23 protein-coding genes are annotated in these 25915 nt (G+C 68.1%); 5 read left to right on the top strand and 18 right to left on the bottom strand.

Features of this window, described 5'->3' with window-relative positions; all coding sequences use genetic code 11:
* Window positions 1-118: 118 nt before the first annotated feature.
* The 3 genes from DID99_RS32145 to DID99_RS32155 are packed head-to-tail and all read right to left on the bottom strand — an operon-like array spanning window position 119 to window position 1307.
* Window positions 119-556 (bottom strand): DUF1801 domain-containing protein, encoded by a 438-nt coding sequence (locus tag DID99_RS32145; RefSeq protein WP_124486403.1) that lies wholly within the window; start codon window positions 554-556, stop codon window positions 119-121.
* The gene (locus DID99_RS32150; RefSeq protein ID WP_124486404.1) at window positions 553-984 is read right to left on the bottom strand and encodes an SRPBCC domain-containing protein; all 432 of its coding nucleotides are present in this window, start codon (window positions 982-984) and stop codon (window positions 553-555) included. The genes DID99_RS32145 and DID99_RS32150 overlap by 4 nt, the downstream gene beginning before the upstream one ends.
* Window positions 984-1307, bottom strand: coding sequence for a helix-turn-helix transcriptional regulator (locus DID99_RS32155; protein WP_124646432.1), 324 nt, complete (start codon window positions 1305-1307; stop codon window positions 984-986). The genes DID99_RS32150 and DID99_RS32155 overlap by 1 nt, the downstream gene beginning before the upstream one ends.
* A 700-nt stretch (window positions 1308-2007) precedes the next feature.
* On the opposite strand from DID99_RS32155, the gene DID99_RS32165 reads away from it, so the two are divergent.
* Entirely contained in the window at window positions 2008-3747 is a 1740-nt protein-coding gene (locus DID99_RS32165) for a protease pro-enzyme activation domain-containing protein (protein ID WP_124646433.1), read from the top strand.
* An 82-nt stretch (window positions 3748-3829) separates the two neighbouring features.
* Here the strand turns inward: DID99_RS32165 and DID99_RS32170 are convergent, their stop codons facing one another.
* The 5 genes from DID99_RS32170 to DID99_RS32190 form a co-directional block, all read right to left on the bottom strand.
* A complete protein-coding gene (locus DID99_RS32170) occupies window positions 3830-5284 on the bottom strand; it encodes an MFS transporter (protein WP_124668335.1) in 1455 nt (484 codons plus the stop codon).
* 261 nt (window positions 5285-5545) lie between these two features.
* Entirely contained in the window at window positions 5546-6382 is an 837-nt protein-coding gene (locus DID99_RS32175) for an ABC transporter permease (RefSeq protein ID WP_124668336.1), read from the bottom strand.
* Window positions 6383-6419: 37 nt separating this feature from the next.
* A complete protein-coding gene (locus tag DID99_RS32180; protein WP_044845305.1) occupies window positions 6420-7694 on the bottom strand; it encodes an ABC transporter permease in 1275 nt (424 codons plus the stop codon).
* A 93-nt stretch (window positions 7695-7787) separates the two neighbouring features.
* Complete coding sequence (locus tag DID99_RS32185; RefSeq protein ID WP_044845304.1) at window positions 7788-8834, bottom strand: ABC transporter substrate-binding protein; 1047 nt, start codon at window positions 8832-8834, stop codon at window positions 7788-7790.
* Window positions 8835-8912: 78 nt separating this feature from the next.
* The gene (locus DID99_RS32190; protein WP_044845303.1) at window positions 8913-10007 is read right to left on the bottom strand and encodes an ABC transporter ATP-binding protein; all 1095 of its coding nucleotides are present in this window, start codon (window positions 10005-10007) and stop codon (window positions 8913-8915) included.
* Window positions 10008-10115: 108 nt separating this feature from the next.
* On the opposite strand from DID99_RS32190, the gene DID99_RS32195 reads away from it, so the two are divergent.
* Complete coding sequence (locus DID99_RS32195; RefSeq protein ID WP_124521332.1) at window positions 10116-11642, top strand: PLP-dependent aminotransferase family protein; 1527 nt, start codon at window positions 10116-10118, stop codon at window positions 11640-11642.
* 21 nt (window positions 11643-11663) lie between these two features.
* Here DID99_RS32195 and DID99_RS32200 read toward each other — a convergent pair whose 3' ends face one another.
* The 5 genes from DID99_RS32200 to DID99_RS32225 all read right to left on the bottom strand — a co-directional run bounded on the left by DID99_RS32200 (window position 11664) and on the right by DID99_RS32225 (window position 17306).
* A complete protein-coding gene (locus DID99_RS32200) occupies window positions 11664-12698 on the bottom strand; it encodes a lipase secretion chaperone (RefSeq protein WP_124668337.1) in 1035 nt (344 codons plus the stop codon).
* A 3-nt stretch (window positions 12699-12701) separates the two neighbouring features.
* Entirely contained in the window at window positions 12702-13796 is a 1095-nt protein-coding gene (locus DID99_RS32205; RefSeq protein ID WP_124668338.1) for a triacylglycerol lipase, read from the bottom strand.
* Window positions 13797-14028: 232 nt separating this feature from the next.
* Entirely contained in the window at window positions 14029-16161 is a 2133-nt protein-coding gene (locus tag DID99_RS32210; RefSeq protein WP_124668339.1) for a TonB-dependent copper receptor, read from the bottom strand.
* Window positions 16162-16244: 83 nt separating this feature from the next.
* Window positions 16245-16613, bottom strand: a complete 369-nt coding sequence (locus DID99_RS32220) for a DUF2946 domain-containing protein (RefSeq protein ID WP_044845298.1) — start codon at window positions 16611-16613, stop codon at window positions 16245-16247.
* A 156-nt stretch (window positions 16614-16769) separates the two neighbouring features.
* Complete coding sequence (locus DID99_RS32225; protein WP_124486410.1) at window positions 16770-17306, bottom strand: cytochrome b; 537 nt, start codon at window positions 17304-17306, stop codon at window positions 16770-16772.
* A 231-nt stretch (window positions 17307-17537) separates the two neighbouring features.
* Here DID99_RS32225 and DID99_RS32230 point away from each other — a divergent pair, with 231 nt between their 5' ends.
* Window positions 17538-18176 carry a Pr6Pr family membrane protein gene (locus DID99_RS32230; protein WP_124521933.1) on the top strand — a complete coding sequence of 213 codons (639 nt, stop codon included), beginning with the start codon at window positions 17538-17540 and terminating at the stop codon, window positions 18174-18176.
* Window positions 18177-18230: 54 nt separating this feature from the next.
* On the opposite strand, the gene DID99_RS32235 is transcribed toward DID99_RS32230, so the two are convergent.
* On the bottom strand, window positions 18231-18965 hold the full coding sequence (locus DID99_RS32235; protein WP_124521934.1) for a peptidoglycan DD-metalloendopeptidase family protein: 735 nt from the start codon (window positions 18963-18965) through the stop codon (window positions 18231-18233).
* A 428-nt stretch (window positions 18966-19393) separates the two neighbouring features.
* On the opposite strand from DID99_RS32235, the gene DID99_RS32240 reads away from it, so the two are divergent.
* Window positions 19394-19714 (top strand): hypothetical protein, encoded by a 321-nt coding sequence (locus DID99_RS32240; protein WP_044845295.1) that lies wholly within the window; start codon window positions 19394-19396, stop codon window positions 19712-19714.
* 115 nt (window positions 19715-19829) lie between these two features.
* Here DID99_RS32240 and DID99_RS32245 read toward each other — a convergent pair whose 3' ends face one another.
* The 4 genes from DID99_RS32245 to DID99_RS32260 all read right to left on the bottom strand — a co-directional run bounded on the left by DID99_RS32245 (window position 19830) and on the right by DID99_RS32260 (window position 23419).
* Window positions 19830-20174, bottom strand: coding sequence for a DUF4148 domain-containing protein (locus DID99_RS32245; protein ID WP_044845294.1), 345 nt, complete (start codon window positions 20172-20174; stop codon window positions 19830-19832).
* Between the two features lie 200 nt (window positions 20175-20374).
* A complete protein-coding gene (gndA, locus tag DID99_RS32250) occupies window positions 20375-21787 on the bottom strand; it encodes an NADP-dependent phosphogluconate dehydrogenase (RefSeq protein ID WP_044845293.1) in 1413 nt (470 codons plus the stop codon).
* 97 nt (window positions 21788-21884) lie between these two features.
* Window positions 21885-22526, bottom strand: coding sequence for a DUF938 domain-containing protein (locus DID99_RS32255; RefSeq protein ID WP_124570558.1), 642 nt, complete (start codon window positions 22524-22526; stop codon window positions 21885-21887).
* Window positions 22523-23419 (bottom strand): NAD-dependent protein deacetylase, encoded by an 897-nt coding sequence (locus DID99_RS32260; protein WP_124486414.1) that lies wholly within the window; start codon window positions 23417-23419, stop codon window positions 22523-22525. Before DID99_RS32260 ends, DID99_RS32255 begins: the two co-directional genes overlap by 4 nt.
* A gap of 1185 nt (window positions 23420-24604) precedes the next feature.
* Here DID99_RS32260 and DID99_RS32270 point away from each other — a divergent pair.
* Window positions 24605-25597 carry an LLM class oxidoreductase gene (locus DID99_RS32270; RefSeq protein WP_185643557.1) on the top strand — a complete coding sequence of 331 codons (993 nt, stop codon included), beginning with the start codon at window positions 24605-24607 and terminating at the stop codon, window positions 25595-25597.
* The last annotated feature ends 318 nt before the right edge of the window (window positions 25598-25915 follow it).

Raw genomic sequence — 25915 nt, forward strand, 5'->3', positions numbered from 1 at the left:
CTCTCCTGACGTCCTTAAAGTCAGGCGTCAGGTTACGCAATCGCTCCCAAACCCTCCACGGTTTCCTGCGATGAACCTTTTTTTTACCTGCGCGGCGGTGTGCCGGCGCGCCGCCGCGTCATGCGGCCTTGTCGGCGCGTGTCCTGCCGCCTGCGGCTGGCCGCGCATTCTTCTTCAGGTGCGCGCGGTTGTAGTCGATGGCCGCGCGAACGAGACGCTTCAGCGCCCGTTTGTCGAGCTTGTCGCCTTCGAGGAAATCGATCGCGCGGCGCGCATTGCCTTCAAGGCCCGCATTGAACAGCCCGTCGGGATCGGACAGGTGCGCGCCATGCATGAACGTGAGCTTCACCTTGCCCTTGTGCGCGTTCGCGACCGCGATCATCCCGTCGCACGACCATACGGGGCTGCCCATCCATTTCCATTCCTCGACGATGTCCGCTTCGGCGTCGAGGATTGTCTGGCGGAGATCGGCGAACGTCTTGCCGCGCCAGTCGGCAATACCGGCGATCAGCGCGTCGATGCGTTCCGACGGGCTCGGGTCCGATGCCGCGCTCATGAGCGGGCCTCCGTGCCTTCGTCAGGACGGGCCAGCACCTGTTCGAGCGACTCGAAGAACCGCGCCCACCCGTGCTGCGCACCGCGGTACGCCTGCTCCTGATCCGCGCGGAAACCGGCCTGCTCCATCCGCAACAGCGTGCCGACCGGCGTCGGCGTGAGCGTCCAGGTGACGACGCTTTCCAGGCCGTACGCGGCCCACGTGTAGGACAGCACGCGCTGCGGCTCGATCGTCAGCAACGTGCAGTCGACCGAACCCCAGTCCGCGCGGAAGCTGAACGCGCGGCCCGCGACGGGCTCGAAATCGCTCTGCATCAGCCATGCCTCGATCAGATGCGGTTGCGTGAGCGCACGCCAGACCTTCTCCGGCGGATGCGACAGTTCCCGTTCGACGACGACGGTGCGTGTTTCAGTGGTGGCCTGGTTCATTACTGATCCATCCTCTTGAGCAGATCTTCGAGCGCGTCGAACCGGTTCTGCCAGAAGCCTGCCATCTGGCTGGTCCAGTCGATCAACGGAGTCAGCGCTTGCGGCTGTGCGCTGTAGTGCGTCTGCCGGCCTTCGTGACGGTCGCTCACGAGCCCGGCCTGCTTCAGTACCCCCAGATGCTTCGATACCGCCGGCTGCGTCACGCCTGCGTGCGCCGTCAGCGCGGCAACCGTCAGCTCGCCCTCCTCGCACAGCCGCTCGAAGAGCGCGCGGCGGGTCGGATCGGCGAGCGTCCTGAACAGCATGTCGGGAACGTTTTGCATGGCATGATTCATAACCCGATAGTTATGGATTCAAGAATATCCCCGGATCGACGCACGTCAAGGAGCGATTTCGCAGGAAGCATCAGGCGATCCTGCAGCGGGGCCGTTCGCCGGAACGGACGGAATGGCGGCGAATCGGCTTGCGAAGAACATCACGCGCGCGTCGAGGCAGCGCCACCGTCCGATTCGAGCGTTTCTTCTAATCTGCTCGCCGGACGCTCCAACCGAAAGCACGCTGCAAGACTCGCCACTACGTCGTTCCACAGTTCGGGAAACGCGCGCGATCGACGGGTTCCGTTTTTATGCATTCGCGCATTCGTACGTCGTCGCGCCGGCCGCGCGGCAACGCCTGACCACATATTGCAACGCGCAATGCGTTCACGCGCGATCGAAAGTGCCGCTCACACACGGTCCTTCGCTCTGCAATCGCGCGCAATCCGCTGCCGAAACGAACGAGTCGTGCGCGCAAACGCCAGCGACCGATGCGCGGTCGCGTGGCGAACCGGTTCCCTTTGCCGCGGGCCGCTGCCGCATGCATGAACGACGCATCGCCGGCACGCGAGCACGCCGATGTCAGAACTGACAGCTATGGAAACTGGCAGCTACCTGAACGGCACCGACGCCCTACGCTCGTCACCGCTCGCGGCCCCACAAGGGCCGGGGCTTCCAGCAACGTCGTCTCTCCTAAAAAGGACTCCCGATGAAAAGGAACGCCTGGTTTGCCCTTCCCCTTCCGTCGCCGCGCCGCCTCGCGTGCGCGTGGCCGCTCGTGCTCGCCGCCGGCGCGGCACATGCGGCGACGGATTGGGTCGACACCCACACGAAGGCCTTTCTGACCGGCCCGCAATTGATGGCGCGCAGCGCCGCACCGTCGCTCGAACTCGCGGCCGGCGAAACGGCCGACATCGTCGTCAGCCTGAAGCTGCGCAACGCGGCGCAGCTCAAGCAGCTCGCGCACGACGTGAACCGGCCCGGCAACGCGCATTACCGCCAGTACCTGACGCACGAACAGTTCCTCGCCAGCTACGCGCCGACCGACGCGCAAGTGAAATCGGTCGTCGACTATCTGCGCAAGAGCGGCTTCGTGAACATCGAGGTCGCGCCGAACCGGCTGCTGGTGTCCGCGCGCGGCACGGCCGGCACGGTGAAGACCGCGTTCAACACGTCGCTCGTGCACTTCGAGTACGCGGGCCGCTCGGGCTTCGCGAACGCGTCGACCGCGCAGGTGCCGCGCGCGCTCGGCGACGTCGTCGGCTCGGTGCTCGGGTTGCAGAACGTCGCGCGCGCACGGCCGATGCTGCGCATCGGCAACGTCGCGAAGCCGCAGGCGCTCGCGGCCGGCACGGCCACCGGCCACTATCCGAAGGAATTCCCGGGCCTCTACAACGCGACCGGCGTGCCGACCGCGGCCGGCGTGAGCGTCGGCATCATCACGATCGGCGGCGTATCGCAGACGCTGCAGGACCTGAAGCAGTTCACGTCGAGCAACGGCTACGGCACGGTCGCGACCCAGACCGTGAAGACCAACGGCACCGGCACGACCGGCAGCTACAGCGACGACCAGGACGGCCAGGGCGAATGGGATCTCGACAGCCAGTCGATCGTCGGCTCGGCCGGCGGCCAGGTCGGCAAGCTCGTGTTCTACATGGCGGACCTGAACGCCGCCGGCAACACGGGGCTCACGCAGGCGTTCAACCGCGCGGTGTCGGACAACACCGCGAAGGTGATCAACGTGTCGCTCGGCTGGTGCGAGACCGACGCGAACGCCGACGGCACGATCGACGCCGAAGAGCAGATCTTCACGACGGCTGCCGCGCAGGGTCAGACGTTCTCGGTGTCGTCGGGCGACGAAGGCGTGTACGAGTGCAACAACCGCGGCTATCCGGACGGCGCGAATTACACGGTGTCGTGGCCGGCCGCGTCGCCGCACGTGCTCGCGATCGGCGGCACGACGCTGTACACCACGTCGGCGGGTGCGTTCTCGAACGAAACGGTGTGGAACGAAGGCCTCGACGGCAACGGCAAGCTGTGGGCGACGGGCGGCGGCGTCAGCACGGTGCTGCCGGCGCCGGCGTGGCAATCGGGCAGCAATCGTCAGTTGCCCGACGTATCGTTCGATGCCGCGCAAAGCACGGGCGCGTACATCTACAACTACGGCCAGTTGCAGCAGATCGGCGGCACGAGCCTCGCCGCGCCGATCTTCACCGGCTTCTGGGCGCGTCTGCTCGCGGCGAACGGCACGGGTATCGGTTTCCCGGCTGCGAAGTTCTATGCGGACATCCCGTCGAATCCGTCGCTCGTGCGCTATGACGTCGTGTCAGGGAACAACGGCTATCAGGGGTATGGCTACAGAGCAGGCACCGGCTGGGACCTGACGACCGGCTTCGGCAGCCTGAACATCGCGAACCTCAACAAGCTGATCCAGACGGGCGGCTTCTGAGCCCGACGCGACGGCCGGCGCGCGGCGGTCGTTCGCCGCGCACCGGCCGGGAAAGATACGGGCAGCGGGCGGGCGCGGAGCCCTACTCCGTCGCCCGCTCGTTCGTCGCTGTCGTCGCTGTCGTCGCTGTCGTCGCTGTCGTCGCGACCGACGCGACCGGCGCGCCGGCCCGGTGCGATGGCGCGAAGAGCCGCAGCCCGCTCGCCACGCTCGCCGCCCCGGCAAAACCCGCCCCGAGCATCAGCGCGAGCGTCGGCCCGTGACGCCCCGCGATCCCGAACGACAGCGCGACGAGCGCCGCGCCGGTCGCCTGCCCGATCAGCCGCGCGGTCGCGATGATCCCGCTCGCACCGCCGCTGCGCTCGGGCGGCGCGCTCGACATCAGCGCCTTCAGGTTCGGCGACTGGAAGAAGCCGAAGCCCGCGCCGCACAGCATCATCCGCCAGCCGATGTCGACGACGCTCGGCGCTGCCGGCAACGCGGCGAGCGACACCATCCCCGCGCTCAGCAGCGCGAGCCCGATCGCACCGAGCAATCCGGGCGGATAACGGTCGGACAAGCGGCCCGCGATCGGCGCGGCGAGCGCGACGATCGCCGACCACGGCGTCATCAGGAACCCGGTCTCGACCGCGTCGCGATGCAGGACGGTTTCGAAGTAGAACGGCAGCGACACGAACGCGAGCCCCTGCGCGGCAAACGCGCACACGGCCGTCAGCGCGGACAGCGTGAACACGGGTCGGCGAAACAGGTCGACCGGGAGCATCGGCGCCGGGTGCCCGGCTTGGCGGCGGATCAGCAGCCAGCCGAACGCGAGCGCGACCGCCGCGGCCGCGAACACGACGGACAGCGGCCCGCGCTGCGCGAATTCGCCGAGCGCGAAGATCAGCGACGCGAACGTGATCACGTTGAACAGCGCGGCGAGCGGATCGAACGCGTGCTTGCCACGCGCCGTCTGCGGCAGCGACGGAATCGCCACGGCAAGCGCGAGCACGCCGAGCGGCACGTTCACCGCGAACAGCCACGGCCATGCGGCCAGCGACAGGATCAGCGACGCGATCGTCGGCCCCACCGCGAACGACACGCCGACGACGAGCGCGTTGAAGCCGACGCCGCGCCCGAGCCGGTGCGCGGGAAACAGGTTGCGGATCAGCGCGACGTTCACGCTCATGATCGCGCTCGCGCCGAAGCCCTGCACGATCCGCGCCGCCGTCAGCTGCGGCAGCGTCGCCGCGAGCGAGCAGCCGAGCGATGCGAGCGTGAACACCGCGAGGCCGCCGACATACACGCGCTTGTGGCCGACGATGTCGCCGAGCGACGCGAACGGCAGCAGCGTCGCGACCATCGCGAGCTGGTACGCGTTGATGATCCACACCGACGCGGCCGGCGACGCGTGCAGGTCGGCGGCGATCGCAGGCAGCGCGGTGTTCGCGATCGCGGTGTCGAGCGTCGCGAGCGCGACGGCCAGCAGCACGGCGGACATCGCGCGCCAGTTGACGGCCGGCTCCCGGGTGCCGGCGGGGGATGCGAATTCGGACAAGATGAGGCTCGGCTGACTGACGAGCGACGCGCGGCGTCGCGGATTGAGCGGCGCGGCAACGGGCGCTCCGTGCGTGCGACGGCAACAGAACGCGCGGCACCACGAGCCGTATTGTTGCAGAGCCGCATCGAACGTGCAGGCAACCGCTTCGTCAGTCAGCGAAACGAAAGCTTCGCCGCGCCGGATCAGGTGCGCGGCTTCGTTGAGAACGCAACGATCGCCGACCCGGCAGCCGGCTCAACGTCACGCATCCGGCCGCCGTTACGACACCGCGCGCCGCGCGTTGCGGCCGCGCATCCATTCAAGCGCGAGCAGCAGGCTCGTCGAGAAGATGATCAGGATCGTCGCGAGCGCGGCGATCGTCGGGCTGATGTTCTCGCGAATGCCGGTGAACATCTGGCGCGGCAGCGTCGTCTGGTCCGCGCCCGCGAGGAACAGCGTGACGACGACTTCGTCGAACGACGTCGCGAACGCGAACAGCGCGCCCGACATCACGCCCGGCGCGATCACCGGCAGCGTCACGCGGAAGAACGTCGTGACGGGGTTCGCGCCGAGCGACAGGCTCGCGCGCACCAGGTTCTGGTTGAAGCCCTGCAGCGTCGCGGCCACGGTCGTCACGACGAACGGCACGCCGAGCGCCGCGTGCGCGGCGATCAGGCCGGTGTAGGTGTTCGCGAGCCCGAGCGGCGCGAAGAACAGGTACATGCCGACGCCGACCACGACGACCGGCACGATCATCGGCGACAGCAGCACGGCCATCAGCAGCCCCTTGCCGCGGAAGTCCGCCTTCGTGAGGCCGATCGCGGCGAGCGTGCCGAGCACGGTCGCGACGACGGTCGCCGACGGCGCGACGATGAAGCTGTTCTTCGCGGCCATCCGCCACTCGTCGGATGCGATCAGGTTCTCGTACCAGCGCGTCGAGAAGCCCGGAATCGGATAGACGAGGAACGTGCTCGACGAAAACGACAGCGGCACGATCGCGAGCACCGGCAGGATCAGGTACAGCAGCGTCAGCACGACGAGCACGCGCAATGCGACGTACCACGCGCGCTCGGCGAACGACATGTGCGGCGCGAACAGCGGCCTGGCGAGTTTCATGGTCGGCTTCCCCTTCCCGTTTTCCTGTCCCCGGCGCTCAGCCGAGGCTCACGTTGGTGCGCGTGAAGCGCCCGTACACCGCATACAGCACCAGCGTCGCCGCGAGCAGCAGCCCGCCGAGCGCGCACGCCATGCCCCAGTTGATCGTCACGTTGGTGAAGTACGCGACGTAGTAGCTGACCATCTGGTCGTTCGGCCCGCCGAGCAGCGCGGGCGTGATGTAGTAGCCGATCGCGAGGATGAACACGAGCAGCGCGCCCGCGCCGACGCCCGGATAGGTCTGCGGCACGTACACGCGCCAGAACGCGGCGAACGGATGGCTGCCGAGCGACACGGCCGCGCGCTGGTAGGTCGGCGGGATCGACTTCATCACGCTGTACAGCGGCAGGATCATGAACGGCAGCAGGATGTGCGTCATCGAGATGTACACGCCGACGCGATTGAACAGCAGCGTCAGCGGATGCGAGATCAGCCCGGCGCCGATCAGCGCGGTGTTGATCAGCCCCTCGCTCTGCAGCAGCACGATCCATGCGGCGACGCGCACCAGCACCGAGGTCCAGAATGGAATCAGCACGAGGATCATCACGAGGTTCGCGCGGCGCTCGGACAGCGTCGAGATCCAGTACGCGAGCGGATAACCGAGCAACAGCGCGAACAGCGTGACCGCGACGCCGATCACGAACGTGCGGCCGAAGATCGCCAGATAGATCGACTGGTCGGGATCGGCCCGCACGATCTGGCCGAAGCCGTCCTGCTTGTGGTCGAGCGCGGCGAGCAGGTAGAACGGCGACACCTGGCTGCCGTTCTTCGCGATCGCCTGCCAGTACGCGGGTTCGCCCCAGCGCGAATCGAGGTCGATCAGCTTCGCGCGGGTCTGCGCGGGTGTCAGCGCCGCGGTGCCCGCGCCCTCCTCGCCCTTCAGCGGCATCGCGCGCGCCGTCTTCGCGACGAGCGAGCGGTAGCCGGGAATCTCGGTGTTCAGGCGCCGCGCGAGCGCGCCCATCGCCTCGCTGTCGGCGACCTTCGTCATGTCGGCCGCCAGTGCGGCATACGCGGCATCGGCCGGCGGTGTCTTGCGGTCCCAGCCCGACAGCGCGGCCACCGTGTTCGGCAGCGCGGTCGCGATCTCCGGGTTCTGCACCGCGCGCGTGAGCAGCGTGCCGATCGGCACGACGAAGATGAGCAGCAGGAAGATCGCGAGCGGCGCGATCAGCAGCAACGCCATCGTGCGCTTGCGGGCCTCGGCGGCCTTCAGCTCGCGCTTGAGCGCGGCTGTCGACGGCGAGGAAGGAGCGATCGTCATCGTGTTCAACGGTTCTCTCCGGCCGGGCTCGATCCGGCGGAATGCCGCGCGACGCGTTCGACGCGCCGCGCGGCAGGTTGCATCAGGACACCTGAGTAGCGGTTACTTCGTCGCCCACGCGGCGAAGCGCTGCTCGAGCTCGTCGCTGTGGTCGGTCCAGAAGCCGATGTCCTCCAGCACCGCGTTCTTGCCGTTGGCCGGCGAGTTCGGCAGGTTCGCGAGCGTCTTCGCGTCGAGCGACTTGATCGCCGCGACGTTCGCGGGGCCGTACGCGATGTGATGCGCATACTCTTGCTGCGGCTTCGGCGTCAGCGTGTACGCGATGTACTGTTCGGCCAGCGCCTTGTTCGGGGAGCCCTTCGGAATCGCCCAGTAGTCGAGGTCGTAGATGCTGCCGTTCCACACGACCTTCAGGTTCTTGCCTTCCTTCTGCGCGGCGTCGATGCGGCCGTTGTACGCGGTCGACATCACGACGTCGCCGGCCACGAGGAACTGCGGCGGCTGCGCGCCCGCTTCCCACCACTGGATGTACGGCTTCAGTTCGTCGAGCTTCTTGAACGCGCGATCCTGGCCGGCCTTCGTGCCGAGCACCTTGTATACGTCCTTCGTCGAAACGCCGTCGGCCATCAGCGCGAACTCGAGGTTGTAGCGCGCGCCCTTGCGCATCCCGCGTTTGCCGGGGAATTTCTTCACGTTCCAGAAATCGGCCCAGCCGGTCGGCGCGGTCTTCAGCTTGTCGGCGTTGTACGACAGCGCGGTCGACCACACGAAGAAACCGACGCCGCACACCTGCGGCGATTCCGGAATCAGGTCGGACTTCTTCGCGATCTTCGACCAGTCGAGCTTCTCGTACAGCCCTTCGTCGCAGCCGCGGTTCAGGTCGCCCGACTCGACTTCGACCACGTCCCAGTTGACGTGCTTCGCCTCGACCATCGCCTTCACTTTCGCCTGCTCGCCGTTGTACTCGACGGCCGTGACCTTGTTGCCGGTCGCCTTCTCGAACGGCTGGTTGAATGCGGCCTTCTGTGCGTCGCCGTTCGCGCCGCCGAAGTTGACGACCGTGAGTTCGGCCGCCGTGGCCGATGCGCCGACGACGGCGAGCGCCAGTGCGAGCGCGGTGCGACGCGCGGTAGTGCTTGCTCCGTTCATGATGGTTCCTCTCCTCTCGTGGTGGAAGTGGGCAGTTGTTGTTGACGACGTGCAGCGATAAAGCGGGAAAACCCTGTGTCAGGCGAACACGCGCAGGTGCTCGGGCGCGAATGCGAGCGATACCGGCGCGCCGGGCGAGAACGCGTCGAGCGCGCCCGTGCCGAGCGGCACCTTCACGAAGCATTCGTCCTGGCCCGGCAGCGCGCAGCGCATGCGCACGTGATCGCCGAAATAGATGAGGCTGCGCGCCTCGCCGGTCACGCGGTTGGCGGTGCTGCCGTTCATGTGCCCGTTCGCGAGACTCATGCGTTCGGGGCGGATGCACGCGACGGCCGGCGCGCCTTCGGCCGCGTCGCCGATGCGGCGCCCGACGAGCTGCGTGCCGTCGTCCAGCCGGAATTCGCAGAATTCGCCGTCGACGCGCGCGATGGTGCCGCGCAGCCGGTTGCTGTCGCCGATGAAGTTCGCGACGAATTCGTTGCACGGCGATTCGTACAGGCGGTCGACGGTATCGAGCTGCTGCACGATGCCCTTGTCGAACACGGCGACGCGATCGGACATCGTCAGCGCCTCGCCCTGGTCGTGCGTCACGTACACGAAGGTCACGCCGAGCTTCTCGTGCAGCGCCTTCAGTTCGTACTGCATGTGTTCGCGCAACTGCTTGTCGAGCGCGCCGAGCGGCTCGTCCATCAGCACCAGCTTCGGCTCGAACACGAGGGCACGCGCGAGCGCGATGCGCTGCTGCTGGCCGCCCGACAACTGCGCCGGATAGCGCTTCGCGAAACGCTCCATCTGCACCATCTTCAGCGCATGCGCGACGCGCTCCGCGCGCTCGGCGGCCGCGAGCTTGCGCACCGTCAGCGGATACGCGACGTTCTGCTCGACCGTCAGGTGCGGAAACAGCGCGTAGTTCTGGAACACCATGCCGATGTTGCGCTTGTGCGGCGGCACGGTATTCAGCAGTTCCCCGTCGAGGCGGATCTCGCCGCCCGTCGGGAACTCGAAGCCCGCCAGCATCATCAGGCAGGTGGTCTTGCCCGAGCCGGACGGCCCGAGCAGCGTCAGGAATTCCCCTCGGTGGATATCGAGGTCGAGCGATTTGACGACCAGCGTCTCGCCGTCGTAGGTCTTCCGCACGCCGCGAAAGCTGACGATCACATCATCGGACTTCATCGTGGCTGTCCCCTTGCTGCGCGACAAACGTTTTTGAGATGCGAGCCACTATAAGGCGCGCACGGTTCTATACTAGGGAACCATTTCAATATTCCTAGTAGGACCACTTTGGATACCGTGATCCTGGGCGACTGGCTCTCGGCCCGTCTCGACCGCGGCTCGTCCGAGCCGATGTACCGGCAACTGCTGCAACTGATGCAGCAGGCCATTCTCACCGGGGAATTAGGGCCAGGCACAAAGCTGCCGAGTTCGCGCACGCTCGCGGCAGACCTGTCGATCGCGCGCAATACCGTGCTGCACGTGTACGACCAGCTGACGGCCGAAGGCTATGTGCTGACGACGACCGGCAGCGGAACCTACGTGGCCGACACGCGGCCGGACGCGGCCGCGATCCGCGTGCCGGGCGCCGCCGCACCGCCGCCGTCCGATGCCGATGCGGCGCTGCAGCAGGACGCACAAGGCGGCCTGTCGATGCGCGGCCGGCAGCTGATCGAGCACGCGGGCGTGTCGCGGCGCCAGTGGGGTGCGTTCATGCCGGGCGTGCCGGACGTGTCGGAATTCCCGAGCCGCACCTGGAGCCGCCTGCAGGCGCGCCTGTGGAAGGAAGCGAATCCCGAATTGCTGACCTATGCGCCGGGCGGCGGCTACCGGCCGCTGCGCCGCGCGCTCGCCGACTACCTGCGCGTCGCGCGCTCGGTCAAATGCACGCCGGACCAGGTGATCATCACGACCGGCATCCACCAGTCGATCGATCTCGCGGTGCGGCTGCTGTCCGATATCGGCGATCGCGCGTGGGTCGAGGAGCCGTGCTACTGGGGAGTGCGCAGCGTGCTGCAGGCGACCGGCCTCGCGCTCACGCCGGTGCCGGTCGACCAGGAAGGCCTCGATCCGAGCGCGGGCGACATGCAGCATCCGCCGCGGCTCGTGCTCGTCACGCCGTCGCATCAGTATCCGCTCGGGATGGTGATGAGCCTCGCGCGCCGCCGGATGCTGCTCGAGTACGCACGCCAGCACCGCTGCTGGATCATCGAGGACGACTACGACAGCGAATTCCGCTATGGCAGCCGCCCGCTCGCGTCGCTGCAGGGGCTCGACGACGGCGGCCGCGTGATCTACGTCGGCAGCCTCGGCAAGATGCTGTTCCCGGGCCTGCGGATGGGCTACATGGTCGTGCCGGAGCATCTGGTCGACACGTTCCGCACCGGGCTGTCGGAGCTGTATCGCGAGGGCCAGCTGATGCAGCAGGCCGTGCTCGCGGAGTTCATCATGGACGGGCACCTGACTTCGCACGTCAGGCGGATGCGCACGCTGTACGGCGAGCGCCGGCAGTTGCTGATCGATGCGATCCATGCGCGCTTCGGCGACGCGTTGCCCGTGATGGGCGACGAAGCGGGGCTCCATCTGGTGCTCGGCCTGCCCGACACGTGCGACGATCGCGCGGTCACGCAAAGCGCATTCGACGCGGGCGTGATCGTGCGCCCGCTGACCAGCTACTACAGCAGCCTGGACACCGCGCGGCGCGGGCTGCTGCTCGGCTACGCGTGCGTCGCGCACGAACGCATCGGCCCCGCGTTCGACACGCTCGCGGCCACCATCGAACAGCATCTGCCGCGGCGCTTCACGCGCGCGGCATGAGCGCGTGCGCGATTGCGCGCATTACTGCGCGGCAGCCGCGCCGCGGTCGAGCGACGCCGCGCGCAGCGCTTCGCCGGGCTTCGTGAACATGCGCTGACGCAGCGCGGCGATCTGCGCGTCGCGATCCTGCGGCGACAATCCGGCCGCGCCGATCTGCGCACGCTGCGCCGCATAGTCGGCGTAGCGGCTCTGCCACGACGCGTCCTCCTGCTGCATCTGCGCGACGCGCGCGGCGGCTTCCGGGCCGAGTGTCTGCGTCAGTTGCGCGCGCATCGCATCGGGCGTCGCCCCGCTCTTCCGTAATTGCGCGATCTGGTCGAGCGCGGCTTGCTGCCGGTCGGCCTTCTGCCGTGCCGCGCGTTCGTCGGCCGGCATCTGCTGCGCGAGCGCCGCGAGCCGCTCCGCCTTTTGCGCCTCCGTCAGCGCAGGGTCCTGCGTAATCTTCAGCCGCGCGAGATCGTAGCGCTGCCGCCACTGCTCGGTGCCGAAGAACGGCTGGCTCCAGTCGCCGAGCGTCCGATACGCGATCGACGCGCGCTGGTCGAGCGCGAGTTGCAGCGCGCCGAGATCGGACTTGTCGACCGCACCCGCCTCCGGCAGCTTCGCGAGCGCGTCGAGATACGCGCGGTATCGATGCCAGACGTCGAGCGCCTCGGGTTGCGCGACCGTGCCGTCGAGCTGGGCGGCGATCTCGCGCACGACGAGCGCATCGAGCGCGGGCGCGCTCAAGTCGCTCCGCGCGGTCAGGCAGTAATCGAAGAAATCGCGCACCGCGCGCGACTTCGCGAGGTGGCCGCCGGTGTCGAGCGGCAGCCGCGGCGCACTGGAACCGGCGAGCGGCGGCGGCAGGCCAGCGCTCGCCGGCAATGCGGGCTGCGACAGCGCGGCGTTCACGCCGCCGAGGGCTGCGGCATCCGCCGACGCATGCGTCGCGTCGGCACCGCGATGCGATGCCGTACCGGTCCAGATCGCGACGCCGGCGATCGCCGCCAGCCCCACCGCGCCGTAGACCACGACGCGCCGCGCGAGCGGCGCGCGTCCTTCACGTGTCGTCATCGATTACACGCCCGCGAGCTGCAGCCGGTTCGCATGCGTGCGGATCACCGCGACCGGATCTTCCGCATACGCACCGCGCACGCCGAGCAACTGGTTGATCTCGTCGAGATGGTTCCACTTGTAGCTCGTGCCCAGCACCTTCCCGTACAGCGCGCTGCACTTCGACACGAGCCCGTCGTTCTGGCCTGAGCCGCGATTGATCATCACCGTGCCCGTGCCGAACAATGCGAGTGTCGACAGGTCGAGCGCATTCGCCGGATCGATCACCGGGATCGTGCTGGTATCCGTCGCGCCGGTGACGCCGAATGCGGAAACGGTCGGCTGGACCGCCGTGCCGGCCCACGAATACAGCAGGTGCGTATTGCCGCCGACGGTCTCCGTCGGCGCGCCCGTCTGGCAACTGCCCGGCGCGCCGAGGCCGGCACTCGGGTAATTCCGGTTGTACGCGGCGGCCTGGGCGGTCGTCAGCGTCTTCAGTGCGGCGAGCGCGTCCTGGTTCGTGTTGTTGCTGCTGCTCGTCAGGATGCCGAACACATTGACGAACGCGGCGATCACCGACGACGACAATCCGGTCGGATCGTAGGCGAGCACGCCCTGCACGAAATCGGCGAACTCCGAGCCGCGATGCGGCGTGCCGATCGTCGTGACCGACGCGACGAGATCGGGCGCGACGGCAGCGACATAACGCGACGTGAGGCCGCCCTGGCTGTGACCGACCAGGTTCACCTTGGTCGCGCCGGTCGCGGCAAGCACCGTCTTCACGTAAGCGAGCAGCTGTTCGCCGCGCCCGTTCGGCCCGTCGTCGCTCTGGAACCCCGACAGGTTCGCGACGTAGACGGTCGCGCCGTGCTGCTGCAGGTCTTCCTGGATGCCGTACCAGTACTCGAGCACGCCCGCGTACTTGTCGGTGCCGGTGAGCCCGTGCACGAGGATGATCGGGTAACGCGTCGCCGCGTAATTGTCCGCCGGCGCGGTTGCCGCCATCGCCGCGTGCGTCGTCGCGAGCGTCATCACCGCGGCCGTCCCCGCGAATGGCGCGACGCTCATCACGCATGCCACTGCCCCTGCCACCATCCTGGAACGCATCGATCTGGCCATGCATGTTCTCCTGATTATTGTGCTGCCGGTGCGAATGAGATCGGATCGACGCGCACGGCACGTCGCGAACGGTCGCGGGTACCGTGTGCATCGAATGCGGGAGTGAATCACGAGTCGCGAACGTTTGCGCCCTGACTAGATACGGTTCTCTAATCGGTTGACGCGCCCCGCCCGTTCGGGCGGGGGCTGCATTCACGCGCCCGCATGCTGCATCGCACACGCGCGCCGCACGTCACAGTTTCGCGCTCACGCGCACCCATGCCGTGCGCCCCGGCTCCATTACCGGCGCGTTCGCCGGATAGCCGAAGCCCGCGTTGCCGGCGAGGTTGAGGTGCTCGGTGTAGGCCTTGTCCAGCACGTTGTCGACGCCGATCGAGATCTGCACCTTCTTGCTGACGTTGTACTGCGCATGCAGCGACAGCACGCCGAAGCCGGCGCTCGGGCCGAAGTCCTTGCCGACCACGTTGCCGTCGTTCACCGCATAGCGATGCTGCGGCGCAACGACCCGCCACAGCCCGCCGGCCGACCATGCGCCGCGCGTGTACTCGAGCCCGAAGCGCGCCTCGAGCGGCGGCATCTGCGGCAGCGGATCGCCACTCGTCGCGTTGCGCCCCCACGCATACGCGAGCGACGTCTCGACGCGCAGCGGCGCGACCGGCCGCCACGATACGCCGGCTTCGCCGCCCATGATCTGCGCGTTGACGTTGGTTGCCTGTGTGGTCGTTCCCATCATCCCGGCCGCGTAGTTGAACAGGATGTAGTCCTGTACATATCCCGCGTAGGCCGACACCCATGCATCGAACCGATCGCTCTTGTACTGCGCGCCGATGTCGAGCTGCGTGGTCTTCTCCGGCTGCACTGCCGAGAACGCGTTGATCGAGCCGGCGGGCCCGCGCTTCGCGGAGAACAGCTCCCAGTAGTCGGGATAGCGTTGCGCATGGCCGATCCCCGCATACCATGTGACCGGCAGCGACGCGAGATCGCGCTCGTAGCGCACGAATCCACTCGGCAGCACGCGCGCGCGATCGTCGTCGAAAGTCGGATTCGGCTTGCTCGCCATCATCCCGCTTGTCGTCGCACGCTTGTCGCGCGCGCTCGCGTAGTCGACCCGCGCGCCGCCGATCACGCGCGACGCATCGCTCGCATACCACGTCAGCTCGCCGAACGCACCTGCGTTCCACATCGTCGCCTGCGCATCCCACGGCTGGTCGCCGTAGTTCTGCCGCCCCATCGCCGAGCGCGCGTCGAGCCGGTTCGACTGCGCGTCGACGCCGGTCACGAGCTTGAAGTCGTCACCGAAACGGAAGGTCGCCGCCGCCCGCGCGCCGAGCGTGCGGCGCCGCACCTCGGATGCCATTCGCATCGGCATGCTGCTGGTCGGGTCGGGCTGCCGCAACGTATAGTTGTCCATCACGTGGTCGGCTTCGTTGTAGTACACGCGCGCCTCGATCCGGTCGAGCACGTCGCCGAGATGCCGCTTGTCGAACGACAGGCCGAACGTCTCGCGGCGGAAATGCGCGCCGTCCATCCCACGCCCGGCGTAGCGCGCGTAGCCGTCGCCGGTGCCCGCCGTCAGCTCGACGCGTGTGTGATCGTCGGGGGTCCAGCCGAGCGCCGCGTCGGCGTTCCACTTGTCCCATTGCGACGGCACGGCATTGCCGTTGCCGTCGTCGTAGTCCTGCGCATGCGCGTGGTTCGCGGTCACGCGGCCGTAGACGTCCGGCGTGCCGGCCGTCACGTCGACGTTCTGGTCGTTGCGGCCGAACGAGCCGCCGACCACGCTGCCGTCGAACCGCATGCCGGGACGCTCGAAACGCGGCGTCACGCGTTCGAACAGCACGGTGCCGGCCGAGGCGCCGGGGCCGTACAGCACGGTCTGCGGGCCCTTCACGACGGTGACCTTGTCATAGCTTTCCGGCGCGATATACGAGGTCGGCGCGTCCATCCGGTTCGGGCAGGCGCCGAGCGTCGGCATCCCGTTCGCGAGAATGTTCAGCCGCGAACCGAACATCCCGCGCAGCACGGGGTCGCCGTTCGTCCCGCCGCTGCGGATCGACGTGAAGCCGGGAATCGTCTTCAGGTAGTCCGCGCCGTCGCTCGCCGGCAGCGGCTGGCGCGGCGTCTTCGGATCCGTGACGACGACGAGCGGCGTCGTCAGCGGCGACGCAACGACTTCGACGGGCGACAGCAGCGTGGCCGCGTCGTCCGTCGGCGCCCCGGACGCACGTGCGGATTCGGTCGCGGCCGCCGCCGCGGTCATCGCGCCGACGGCGAGCGCGGGAACGGTGAGTTTCAGCATGCGCGGCACGCGCCGCACACGGGAATGGCGCGACGCCCTCGGCGCGCGCAAGGAAAGAATGGTCATGATCGAAAGCCCGAGTGACGCCCTCCACGCGGCCTCGACGGACCGCACGGATATCGGCGATGAAAGAAACGGAAGGCAGCGCGTCAGGCGCGCTCGGGCGGTGCGCGTGGATATGCGCGCGGGTAGCGGTCGGCGCGCGCCGCGACGGCATGCGGCGCGGCGGCGGAAACGGCATGAGCGGGGACGAAGGCGAACGATACGGCGGCCGCGCCGCCGATCGCTGGACTGTGCGCGAAGAAGCCGCAGTAGCCGCACGCATCGAGATGCCGCGCATAATCGTGCGCGTGGCCTGCATCGGGCGCACGGTGCGCACCATGCTCTGCACTACAGACGATTGCATCGGGAGTCGTCGCCTGCGCGATGCGCCACTGCGACACCAGCGGCGCCGCGATCGCGAGCCAGATCGCGAACACGCCGAGCCAGGCGGTCAGGTGACGATGTCGGTGCAGCATGCGCGGCGATGCGTAAGCGGAACGTAAAAACAGCCGAGATGTTACAGAATGTTCGCCGCGATGGCCAGCCGCGCATCGGGGTAAACGGATCGGGGGCGCATGGTTGCGTCAACAACCATGCGCCCCCGGATGCTGCGCGGCTTCAGCGCGCGGCGATCACGGCGCCATGCGTCGCAGCACGTCGTCGCGCCGGATGAAGTGGTGGTAAAGCGCGGCCAGCGCATGCAGGCCGATCACGAAGTAGAACGCGTTGCCGATCAGTTCGTGCGCTTCCTTGATCGTCGGCCGCAGCGCCTTGTCGGGGCCGAACAGCGTGAACGACACGCCGATCCAGTCGAGCGACACGGGCTTGCCGCCCATGTTGACGAGCATGATGCCGAGCAGCGGCTGCGCGATGATGAAGACATACAGCGCGACATGGGCGAGCATCGACAGCCACTTGAGCAGCGTCGCCTGCGGAATCGGGTCCGGCACGCGGCTGATCATCCGCCACAGCACGCGCAGCACGGACAGCACGAGCACGAACGTGCCTGCCAGCAAGTGCACGTTCATCCAGAACACGCGGCTGTCGCTGCCTTTCGGTCCGCGAATCTCGATGGCCAGGTAGGCGAGTGCCACCAACAGGAAGATGACCCAGTGGAAGAAAATTGCGGGCGCGCTGTAGCGCGTCTGTTTCGCGAGGATGTTTTTCATGCGTTGTCTCGTGTTTCTCGTGTGGTATGCGGGGGAGGCCCGTGCCGGGCTGGCCGGTGCCCGGCGGCTGCCCCGATTGTAGCCTCGCGCGTGGCCGGCGTTGTGCGACCGGATCAAATATCCGACGAATCCGCGCGGCCCGTTCCACGGTGCCGCCGTATGGAAAATCCGCATCGCGCGCGTGCGCGGCTGTGGCACGATGAAGCTTTGGTGCGACGTTGCGCGGGCATCATGAGCAAAGCGATCTTCGTTGCGGCCTACCGGCTGATCGCCGCGTTGCTCGCGGTGTCCACCACGCTGCACAGCGTCGCCGGCAACTGGGGCATGCCGGCCTTCCATCTCGGCAACTACCTCAGCTACTTCACCCAACTGAGCAGCCTGTATGCAGCGGCCATGCTGGTCGCGGGGCTGTCGCGCATCACGCGTCCCGGCTCGGCCCGCTACGAATCGATGCGCGGCGCCGCCGTGCTCTACGTGCTGATCACCGCGATCGTCTACGAACTGCTGCTCGCACGGCTCGATGCGCTGCGCCACGTCACGCCGGCCCTCAACAACTGGGTCCTGCACCGGATCGTGCCGCTCGTGGTGCTGTGCGACTGGCTGTACGTGGAGCCGCGCTCGCCGATCCCGTGGCGCAGCGCGGTCGCGTGGCTCGGCTTTCCGGTCATCTATCTCGCCTATACGCTCGTGCGCGGCGCGCTGGAGAACTGGTATCCCTATCCGTTCGTCGATCCGCGGCCGCACGGCTACCTGCCGGTCGCGATCCAGTGCTCGCTGATCGCGCTCGGCGCGGCAGGGCTCGCGCTAGGCATCCGCTGGCTCGGCAATCATGCGAGGCAGTCCGACGCCGCGGCGCTCGAGGAAGGGTGAAGGCCGGAGCGGGAGCGTGTGCGCCGCACGGCGCACACGTCGTGAAGCGGCGCGTCAGCCGCCGTTGCGCGGCAGGAAGTTCATCGGGTCGACGACCTTGCCGTTCTGCCGGACTTCGAACTCGAACGTCGCGCGGCCGCTCGCGTCGGTGCCCATCTCGGCGACCGGCTGGCCCGCGCGCACCGCGTCGCCTTCGTTGACGAGCAGCCTGCCGTTGTGCCCGTAGGCCGTGATGAGCCCGTTGTCGTGCTTCAGGATCACGAGCGGGCCATACGCCTTGACGCCGGAGCCGGCGTACACCACCCGCCCGTTGGCCGCGGCCCGCACCGAACGGTCGGGCCCCGACGCGGCGATCACGATGCCGCGCGTCTTGCCGGCCGAGAACGGCGTCGCGACGATACCCATGGCCGGCCATGCCAGCGAGCCCGGCTGCGCGGCCGCCGCGGACGGCTGCCCGAGCGACGTCGCCGCAGGCGGCGGCGCGACGCGCAGCACCTGGCCGGGATACACGGCGTCATTCGGCGACATGTGGTTCCAGCCGGCCAGGTCCTGCACGCGCTGCCCGTAGGCGGCGGCGATGCCGGCGAGCGTGTCGCCCGGATTTACGCGGTAATAGCCGGCGATCACGCCCGGCGTGGCGACCGACGCAGGCGTCGACGGCCGCACCGGCTGCCAGCTGTCGGTCCACGGCGTCATCGTACAGCCCGTCAGCGCGGCGGCCGCGGCGACGAACGCCGCCTGCGGCAACCAGCGCGTGAGCGCATCGTGGATCGGAATCGTTTTTCTCAAGGGTCCTCCCGGATTTGCGTCGTTGCGCCGCCCACCGCCCTCCAGCGTCCGACGCACGATGTCCGGCCGAACGGCCGGACCAACCAGTATCCGACCGCTCTCGCGGCCGTCAGTTTCCACCGCGGGACGTCGACGCGAAAGGGCTCACCGGCCCCTTTTTCGCGCCATTTCTGCGTCGTCCCGACCGGCAAAGATACCATTTGTCGCGGTCAGGACCGCGGCAGGCGCCCCAGCCGGCAACAATCTTGCGGCGCCACGAACGGGTACCGGCGGGCTGCGGGCCGCGCCGCGCAGGGTGTCCCGCGGACTTCGGGCCGGCCGTCCCGCGGCGGGCAGCCGTATCGCGCCCATGAGCGCCGCCCCGCTGCCGGCCGCCTCCTATACTCGGAGGAGCACCACACGTTCCAGCGATAACGAGGAGAAAAACCATGAACAATGCGACGTTTCTGTCCGTGCAGCTCAACGCCGAGGATTTCGCCGGTTCCAGCGGCCTCGTCGAACTGCTCAACCGGCACCTGCTGTTCGCGACGGACGTCGCCGAAGCCGCGGACGCCCTCGTCCAGTTGGCGAGCGTCGCGCACCTGAGCGGCGCTACCCGGCACAGCGTCGAGCTGCCGGTACTCGCAATCGAGCGGCTGCGCGATGCGCTCGACACGCTGAGCGGCTACGACGAAGCATGGCTGCAGGCGCTGGAACCGGGCGACGCGCTGTTCCGGGACATCGGCCGCGGCCCGCGGCCGCTGCACTGACGCGGCGGGCGCCGCCAATGAATACAGCCCGTCGTTCCGTGATTCGGAACGACGGGCTGTGTGTACTGCGCAGGGGTCAGATCAGGCCGCCCATGCGGCCGGCGATCGATGACGCTCAACGACCCTTGTAGACCGGTGCACCGTCCGACACGCGCTTGACCTGCCAGCCGGTCTTGGCAGCGGCCGGGGCGCCCGATTCTTGCTGGGCGGCCGGTTGCGCACCGTAGCCGCTCGTATCGGCAGCGGCGACGTTCTGTTGCGGGTTTACGCGGGCTTCAGCTGCCTGGATGCTTGCCGGGTAGTCGGTACGGTCGCTGCCCAGCTTGTAGCCGGCCTGTTGCAGCTGGGCCAGTTCGGCCTTCACCTGCGCACGGGTGACGGGGGCGTTCTGTTGGGCGAACGAGACGGCGGGAACGGCGAGGACGGCAGCTGCAGCGAACGTTGCGATCAGCGATTTCATGATTACCTCCGGGATTTTTTTGCTCCGCCGCACACACCATGTCTGCAGCGATGGAACAAAGTTTAGCCCCGAGATCACCTAGGGAAAACCATGAAAGAGCGAAAACACTGTTTCCTCGGAACCAACAATTGCGGGATCCGGGAACGAAAAACCCTACTCAAGGAATAGAATTTCGCAACAATACCGTCCTCGCCTGCCGGTTACGACCAGTTCGCGTGGAAGCTGCCCGGCTTGTCGGTACGCTCGAACGTGTGGGCGCCGAAGAAGTCGCGCTGCGCCTGCACAAGGTTCGCCGGCAGCCGCTCGGAACGGTAGCTGTCGAAGTACGCGACCGCCGACGCGAACGCCGGCACCGGCACGCCTGCCTTCACCGCGGCCACCACCACGTCGCGCAGCGACGCCTGGTAATTCGCGGCGATGTCCTTGAAGTACGGGTCGAGCAGCAGGTTCGCGAGCGCCGGATCCTTCGCGTACGCGTCCGTGATCTTCTGCAGGAAACGCGCGCGGATGATGCAGCCCGCGCGGAAGATCTTCGCGATCGTCCCGAGATCGAGGTTCCAGCCGTACTCTTCGGATGCCGTGCGCAGTTGCGCGAAGCCCTGCGCGTACGAGATCACCTTGCTCAGGTACAGCGCGCGGCGCACGGCTTCGACGAACGCGGCACGATCGCCGTCGAACGGCGCGGCGGCCGGGCCCGACAGGATCTTGCTGGCCGCGACGCGCTCGGTCTTCAGCGACGACAGCACGCGCGCGAACACCGACTCGGTGATCAGCGGCAGCGGCACGCCCAGGTCCAGCGCGTTCTGGCTGGTCCACTTGCCGGTGCCCTTCTGCGCGGCGCGATCGAGGATCACGTCGACGAGGTGCTTGCCGGTCTCTTCGTCCTTCTTGCCGAAGATCTTCGACGTGATCTCGATCAGGTAGCTGTCGAGCTCGCCCTGGTTCCACTCGGTGTAGACCGCGCCGAGTTCGTCGTTGGTCAGGCCCGCGACGTCCTTCAGCACCGCATAGCTCTCGGCGATCAGCTGCATGTCGCCGTACTCGATGCCGTTGTGGACCATCTTCACGTAGTGGCCCGCACCGTCCGGCCCCATGTACGCCACGCACGGCTCGCCGTCCGACGGCGCCTTCGCGGCGATCTGCTTGAGGATCGGCTCGACCAGGTCGTACGCGTCGCGCTGGCCGCCGGGCATGATCGACGGGCCGCGCAGCGCGCCCTCTTCGCCGCCCGACACGCCGGTGCCGATGAAATGCAGGCCCGATTGCGCGAGCTCCTGGTTGCGGCGGATCGTGTCCGTGAAGTGCGTATTGCCGCCGTCGATCAGCACGTCGCCCTTCTCGAGCAGCGGCTTGAGCGATGCGATCGTCGCATCGGTCGCTTCGCCGGCCTTCACCATCATCAGGATCCGGCGCGGCGTCTCGAGCGACGCGACGAACTCCTCGAGCGTATAGGTCGGCACCAGATTGCGGCCGGGGAATTCGGCGATCAGTTCGTCGGTTTTCTCGCGGCTGCGGTTGTACACCGACACCGCGTAACCGCGGCTCTCGATATTGAGTGCGAGATTGCGGCCCATCACCGCCAGCCCGATCACACCGATTGCTTGTTTGCCCATTAGTCAATTCTCCGGAAAAAACGGGGCGCGACCCGAGCCGGGCCGCGCGCACAGGCGAAAGGATAGTGGAAACCCGGCCGCGATGCGCGCTTGCGTGTCATTGCTCCGCGTGCGGCAGGCGCCGGAACACGACGCTCAGGTTGTTCGCCGGCATGTCGACGACCTCGATGCAGTCGAGCCCGCGGTCGAGGCCGAGCGCGACGACCGCCTCGAGATCGCGCACGCCCCACGACGGATCGCGGCTGCGCAACTGCTGGTCGAATGCCTCGTTGGACGGCGCCGTGTGCCGGCCTGCGCGGCGATACGGGCCGTACAGGAACAACACGCCGCCCGGACGCAGCACGCGCGACGCGCCGGCGAACAGCGCATCGGTGCAGGCCCACGGCGAGATGTGGATCATGTTGATGCAGACGATCGCGTCGAACGCCGCGGCCGGCCACGACGCGTCGCGCACGTCGAATGCCAGCGGCTCGGCCAGGTTCGCGAGGCCGGCGTGCGCGACCCACGCGGCGATCGAGCGGCGCGCGTGCGCGTCGGGATCGCTCGGCTGCCAGCGCAGCCCCGGCAGCGCCTGCGCGAAATGGACCGCATGCTGCCCGGTGCCGCTCGCGATCTCGAGCACGTCGCCGGTAGCCGGCAGCACGCGGCGCAACACGTCGAGGATCGGCCCGCGATTGCGCTCGGCCGCCGGCGCCGACAGCCGCGCGGACGGATCGGACGACGACGTCGGCCCGGTCACGATGCGTGCTCCGGCGCGCTGCCGGCGACGCCCAGCCGCGCGTTCAGCGCGTCGAGCGCGGGCGCGCAACGCGCCTCGACCTTCAGCGTCAGCATCGGATCGGCGCGCGTATGGCCAAGGTTCAGCGCGGCGACGGGCTTGTTCTGCGCCTGGGCCCACACGCAGAACCGGTAGCCGGAATACACCATCAGCGACGAGCCGACGACGAGCAGCGCATCGGCCGCATCGAGCGCCTGCGACGCCAGCGCGACGCGCTCGCGCGGCACGTTCTCGCCGAAGAACACCACCGCCGGCTTCAGCAGCCCGCCGCAGGCCGGGCAGGCAGGAATGCGGAACGTGTCGAGCGCGGCCCATTCGAGATGCGCGTCGCCGTCGGCGGCGGGTTCCGCGTGCGCGCCGAGCAGCTCGGGGTTGTCCGTTTCGAGCACGGCCTGGATCGTCGCGCGCGCGTGATGCGCGCCGCAGTCGAGGCACGTGACGCCGTTGATGCCGCCATGCAATTCGATCACGTCGCCGCTGCCCGCGCGCTGGTGCAGCCCGTCGACGTTCTGCGTGACGAGGCGCTCGATCCGGCCGGTGCCGCCGAGCCGCGCGAGCGCGACATGCGAGCGGTTCGGCTGCGCACGGCCCACCACGGGCCAGCCGATCATGCTGCGCGCCCAGTAGCGGCGGCGCGCAGCGTCGGAACCGAGGAATTCGTGGAGCTGGATCGGCGGCGAGCGCATCCATTGACCGTTGCGGTCGCGATAGCCGGGAATGCCGGAATCCGTGCTGATGCCCGCACCGGTCAGCACGAGCAGCCGCGGATGGCGCTCGACGAACGCGTGCAGCGCATCGAGCGCGGCCGGTTCGATGCCGGCGGATGAGGGGTCGGGCAAGGCGATGTCGTTCATGTTGGCGGCGCGTGATCGGGCGCAGTGGCCGGCCGTGCGGCCGGCGCGCCAGCACATGATACAGAACGCCGCGCGATCCGGCCGGCGGTCCGCGCGCGACACCGGCGCCGCAAAAAAAGACGCCCATCGACCACATGGCGATGGGCGCATCAACAATTGATCCATCGGGGTAGTGGATCAACTGACAGCACAATGTCGTCGGATCCGCCGCAACGCCGCCGGCAGACCTTCCCCGGGACTACACCTTCGAATTCCTGAAATTGCCCTGATGTTTGCGAGGATCGCCGCGCGGCACGGCGCACGGCACACGCACGCATGCTTCGCGTGCGGCGCGCGTGCGTTTCGCGCGTCGGCATGACGATCCGGAAGTCATGGTCGCCCATCCGCGCACCGGCGGTTCATCCCCGACGGCCGACCGGCACGGGTCGGCCTCGTGCGTCACGCCTGCATGTCGTCGTTCGGAACGAACCGGATGGGTCCGGATGAAACGAAAAGCCGCGCGCTCATGTCGCCGTAATCAACGGCGACGCGAAATCACGGGCAGGTCGGCGATTCATGTTTGCAACATGGCACGTTGCGATTCGGTCTGTTCTCATTCTCTTGTCCCCGTCTTCGATGCGTCCGACCTACTGAAGCGACGGCCGGGCCCCTGCTGCGCCCGGCGATCGCGCTCACGGCGCATACAGACATGCAAGGAGCGCACCATGCTTCGCCGTGCAAGGCCGCGCGGGCCGTGAAACGACCCCGATGCAAATCGCACGGCGACAGACAGGCGTGAACGTTTCGAAAGTGAAACGAGGGGAAACGGCCCGCGCGATCGATCGCACCGGATGCGACGCCGGTGTTGCACGCATGTGACGCGTGCGCGGGCGGCGCGTTTGCGTCGGTTCGATGCCGACGATCCGCTTACAGTCAGTCGTGCGACCCTGGCCGCGCATGCATGGTCGAACGCGCTCGTCGAACCCGCGAGCACCGCCTGCAACCACGGACAGCACGCTGCTCGCCGCAAGACCGGCTACGACGCGCCGACGTACGTTCATGCTGATTGATTGCCGGATGACCGACGGTGCCGATCATGCCGGAATCGCCGATACCGCCGCGCGCCGCAGGCGGCGCGCAAACACGTTAGCATTCGGACACGGTGCGGCGCGCGCACCGGCTTCGCCCCGTCTCCAAGGAATGGACATGACCCTGCCCGCCTCCGGCCGCGCCGACGTCGCGCGGCGCGTCTTCTCGGCCGAGCGGCTGTCGATCGGCCTGACGCTGCCGCTGCTGCGCAGCGGCCGTACCGTCGCGGATTTCAACGAGCAGCTCGAACTCGCGGCGCTGGCCGATTCGCTCGGCTTTCGCGCACTGTGGGTTCGCGACGTGCCGCTCAACAGCGCCGATTATCCCGACCCGGTCGGGCATCTCGATCCGTGGGTGCTGCTCGGCGCGCTCGCGTCACGCACGCGCCGGATCGTGCTTGCCAGCGGCGCGATCGTGCTGCCGCTGCGTCATCCGCTGCATATCGCGAAAGGCGCGCTGTCGGTCGCGACGCTGTCCGGCGGGCGCTTCCTCCTCGGCCTCGGCTCGGGCGACCGGCCACCCGAATATGCGGCGTTCGGCGTCGACGCGCAAACGCGGCGCGACCGGTATCGCCGGCATTGGGACATCGTCGCGGCCGCGCTCGGCGTGCCGTCCCGTGTGCTGCCCGACGAAACGCCACCCGACGCGCCCGAGTTCACGCTGATGCCGCGCGGCGACGACGCGGTGCCGATGCTTGCTGTCGGCTCCGGCGGGCAAAGCGTCGACTGGATCGCACGGAACGCGATCGGCTGGATGACCTATCATCGCGACCCGGACACGCAGCGCGCTCGTTATTCAATGTGGCGCGCGGCCGTCGACCGGCTTGCACCGCCGGGCTTTCGCGCGTTCGGCGTATCGATGCGGCTCGATCTCGATGCGAATCGCGATGCACCGCCCACCGCGCTGCCGCTCGGCTATGCGACCGGTCGGAATGCGCTCATCGACATCCTGCGGGACATGCGGGCAGCCGGCACGCACCACGTGACGCTGAATCCCGGCTCGGACCGGCCCGTGCGCGAGGTCATCGAGGAAATCGCCGAGCATGTATTGCCGGTCTTTCACGACGATCGGGGGTTGATTCATCAGGAATCCGGAATTCTCCACCCATAGCCCATAGTCGAAGCCACGGTTGGCCATCCATCGAATCACCGGCGAGCACGTTTCGTTCCCGATCCTGCGCTTTCGCTTGCGGCGGGACCGCACGCCAACACCCGACGACCCGCCCTCATCACGGATCGTGAACGGCCGGCGCTAGACACCGCCACGCGAAAGGAACCGCACGGCAGCGCGCAAACGCCCGCACCGCCTGCCGCATGCCCGATTCGAATATTCGTCGACGGAACTATCCGGTTCCGATGGCAATCATGTTAACTTCCGTCCATCGTCCAGACCGGCGGGTCACGTTCCGATGCGCGCCCGCACGCCTAC

The organism is Burkholderia sp. Bp8986, from assembly GCF_003854225.1.
Classification (GTDB): Bacteria; Pseudomonadota; Gammaproteobacteria; order Burkholderiales; family Burkholderiaceae; genus Burkholderia.

Excerpts from the sequence above, each read along its gene's own strand:
- DID99_RS32240 (WP_044845295.1), top strand. The coding sequence starts at position 19,394 with ATGAACAATGCGACGTTTCTGTCCGTGCAGCTCAACGCCGAGGATTTC.
- DID99_RS32150 (WP_124486404.1), bottom strand. The coding sequence starts at position 984 with ATGAACCAGGCCACCACTGAAACACGCACCGTCGTCGTCGAACGGGAA.
- DID99_RS32260 (WP_124486414.1), bottom strand. The coding sequence starts at position 23,419 with ATGAACGACATCGCCTTGCCCGACCCCTCATCCGCCGGCATCGAACCG.
- DID99_RS32155 (WP_124646432.1), bottom strand. The coding sequence starts at position 1,307 with ATGCAAAACGTTCCCGACATGCTGTTCAGGACGCTCGCCGATCCGACC.
- DID99_RS32190 (WP_044845303.1), bottom strand. The coding sequence starts at position 10,007 with ATGAAGTCCGATGATGTGATCGTCAGCTTTCGCGGCGTGCGGAAGACC.
- DID99_RS32220 (WP_044845298.1), bottom strand. The coding sequence starts at position 16,613 with ATGCTGCACCGACATCGTCACCTGACCGCCTGGCTCGGCGTGTTCGCG.
- DID99_RS32205 (WP_124668338.1), bottom strand. The coding sequence starts at position 13,796 with ATGGCCAGATCGATGCGTTCCAGGATGGTGGCAGGGGCAGTGGCATGC.
- DID99_RS32245 (WP_044845294.1), bottom strand. The coding sequence starts at position 20,174 with ATGAAATCGCTGATCGCAACGTTCGCTGCAGCTGCCGTCCTCGCCGTT.
- DID99_RS32145 (WP_124486403.1), bottom strand. The coding sequence starts at position 556 with ATGAGCGCGGCATCGGACCCGAGCCCGTCGGAACGCATCGACGCGCTG.
- DID99_RS32185 (WP_044845304.1), bottom strand. The coding sequence starts at position 8,834 with ATGAACGGAGCAAGCACTACCGCGCGTCGCACCGCGCTCGCACTGGCG.
- DID99_RS32200 (WP_124668337.1), bottom strand. The coding sequence starts at position 12,698 with ATGACGACACGTGAAGGACGCGCGCCGCTCGCGCGGCGCGTCGTGGTC.
- DID99_RS32225 (WP_124486410.1), bottom strand. The coding sequence starts at position 17,306 with ATGAAAAACATCCTCGCGAAACAGACGCGCTACAGCGCGCCCGCAATT.
- DID99_RS32165 (WP_124646433.1), top strand. The coding sequence starts at position 2,008 with ATGAAAAGGAACGCCTGGTTTGCCCTTCCCCTTCCGTCGCCGCGCCGC.
- DID99_RS32210 (WP_124668339.1), bottom strand. The coding sequence starts at position 16,161 with ATGACCATTCTTTCCTTGCGCGCGCCGAGGGCGTCGCGCCATTCCCGT.
- DID99_RS32230 (WP_124521933.1), top strand. The coding sequence starts at position 17,538 with ATGAGCAAAGCGATCTTCGTTGCGGCCTACCGGCTGATCGCCGCGTTG.
- DID99_RS32175 (WP_124668336.1), bottom strand. The coding sequence starts at position 6,382 with ATGAAACTCGCCAGGCCGCTGTTCGCGCCGCACATGTCGTTCGCCGAG.
- DID99_RS32270 (WP_185643557.1), top strand. The coding sequence starts at position 24,605 with ATGACCCTGCCCGCCTCCGGCCGCGCCGACGTCGCGCGGCGCGTCTTC.
- gndA (WP_044845293.1), bottom strand. The coding sequence starts at position 21,787 with ATGGGCAAACAAGCAATCGGTGTGATCGGGCTGGCGGTGATGGGCCGC.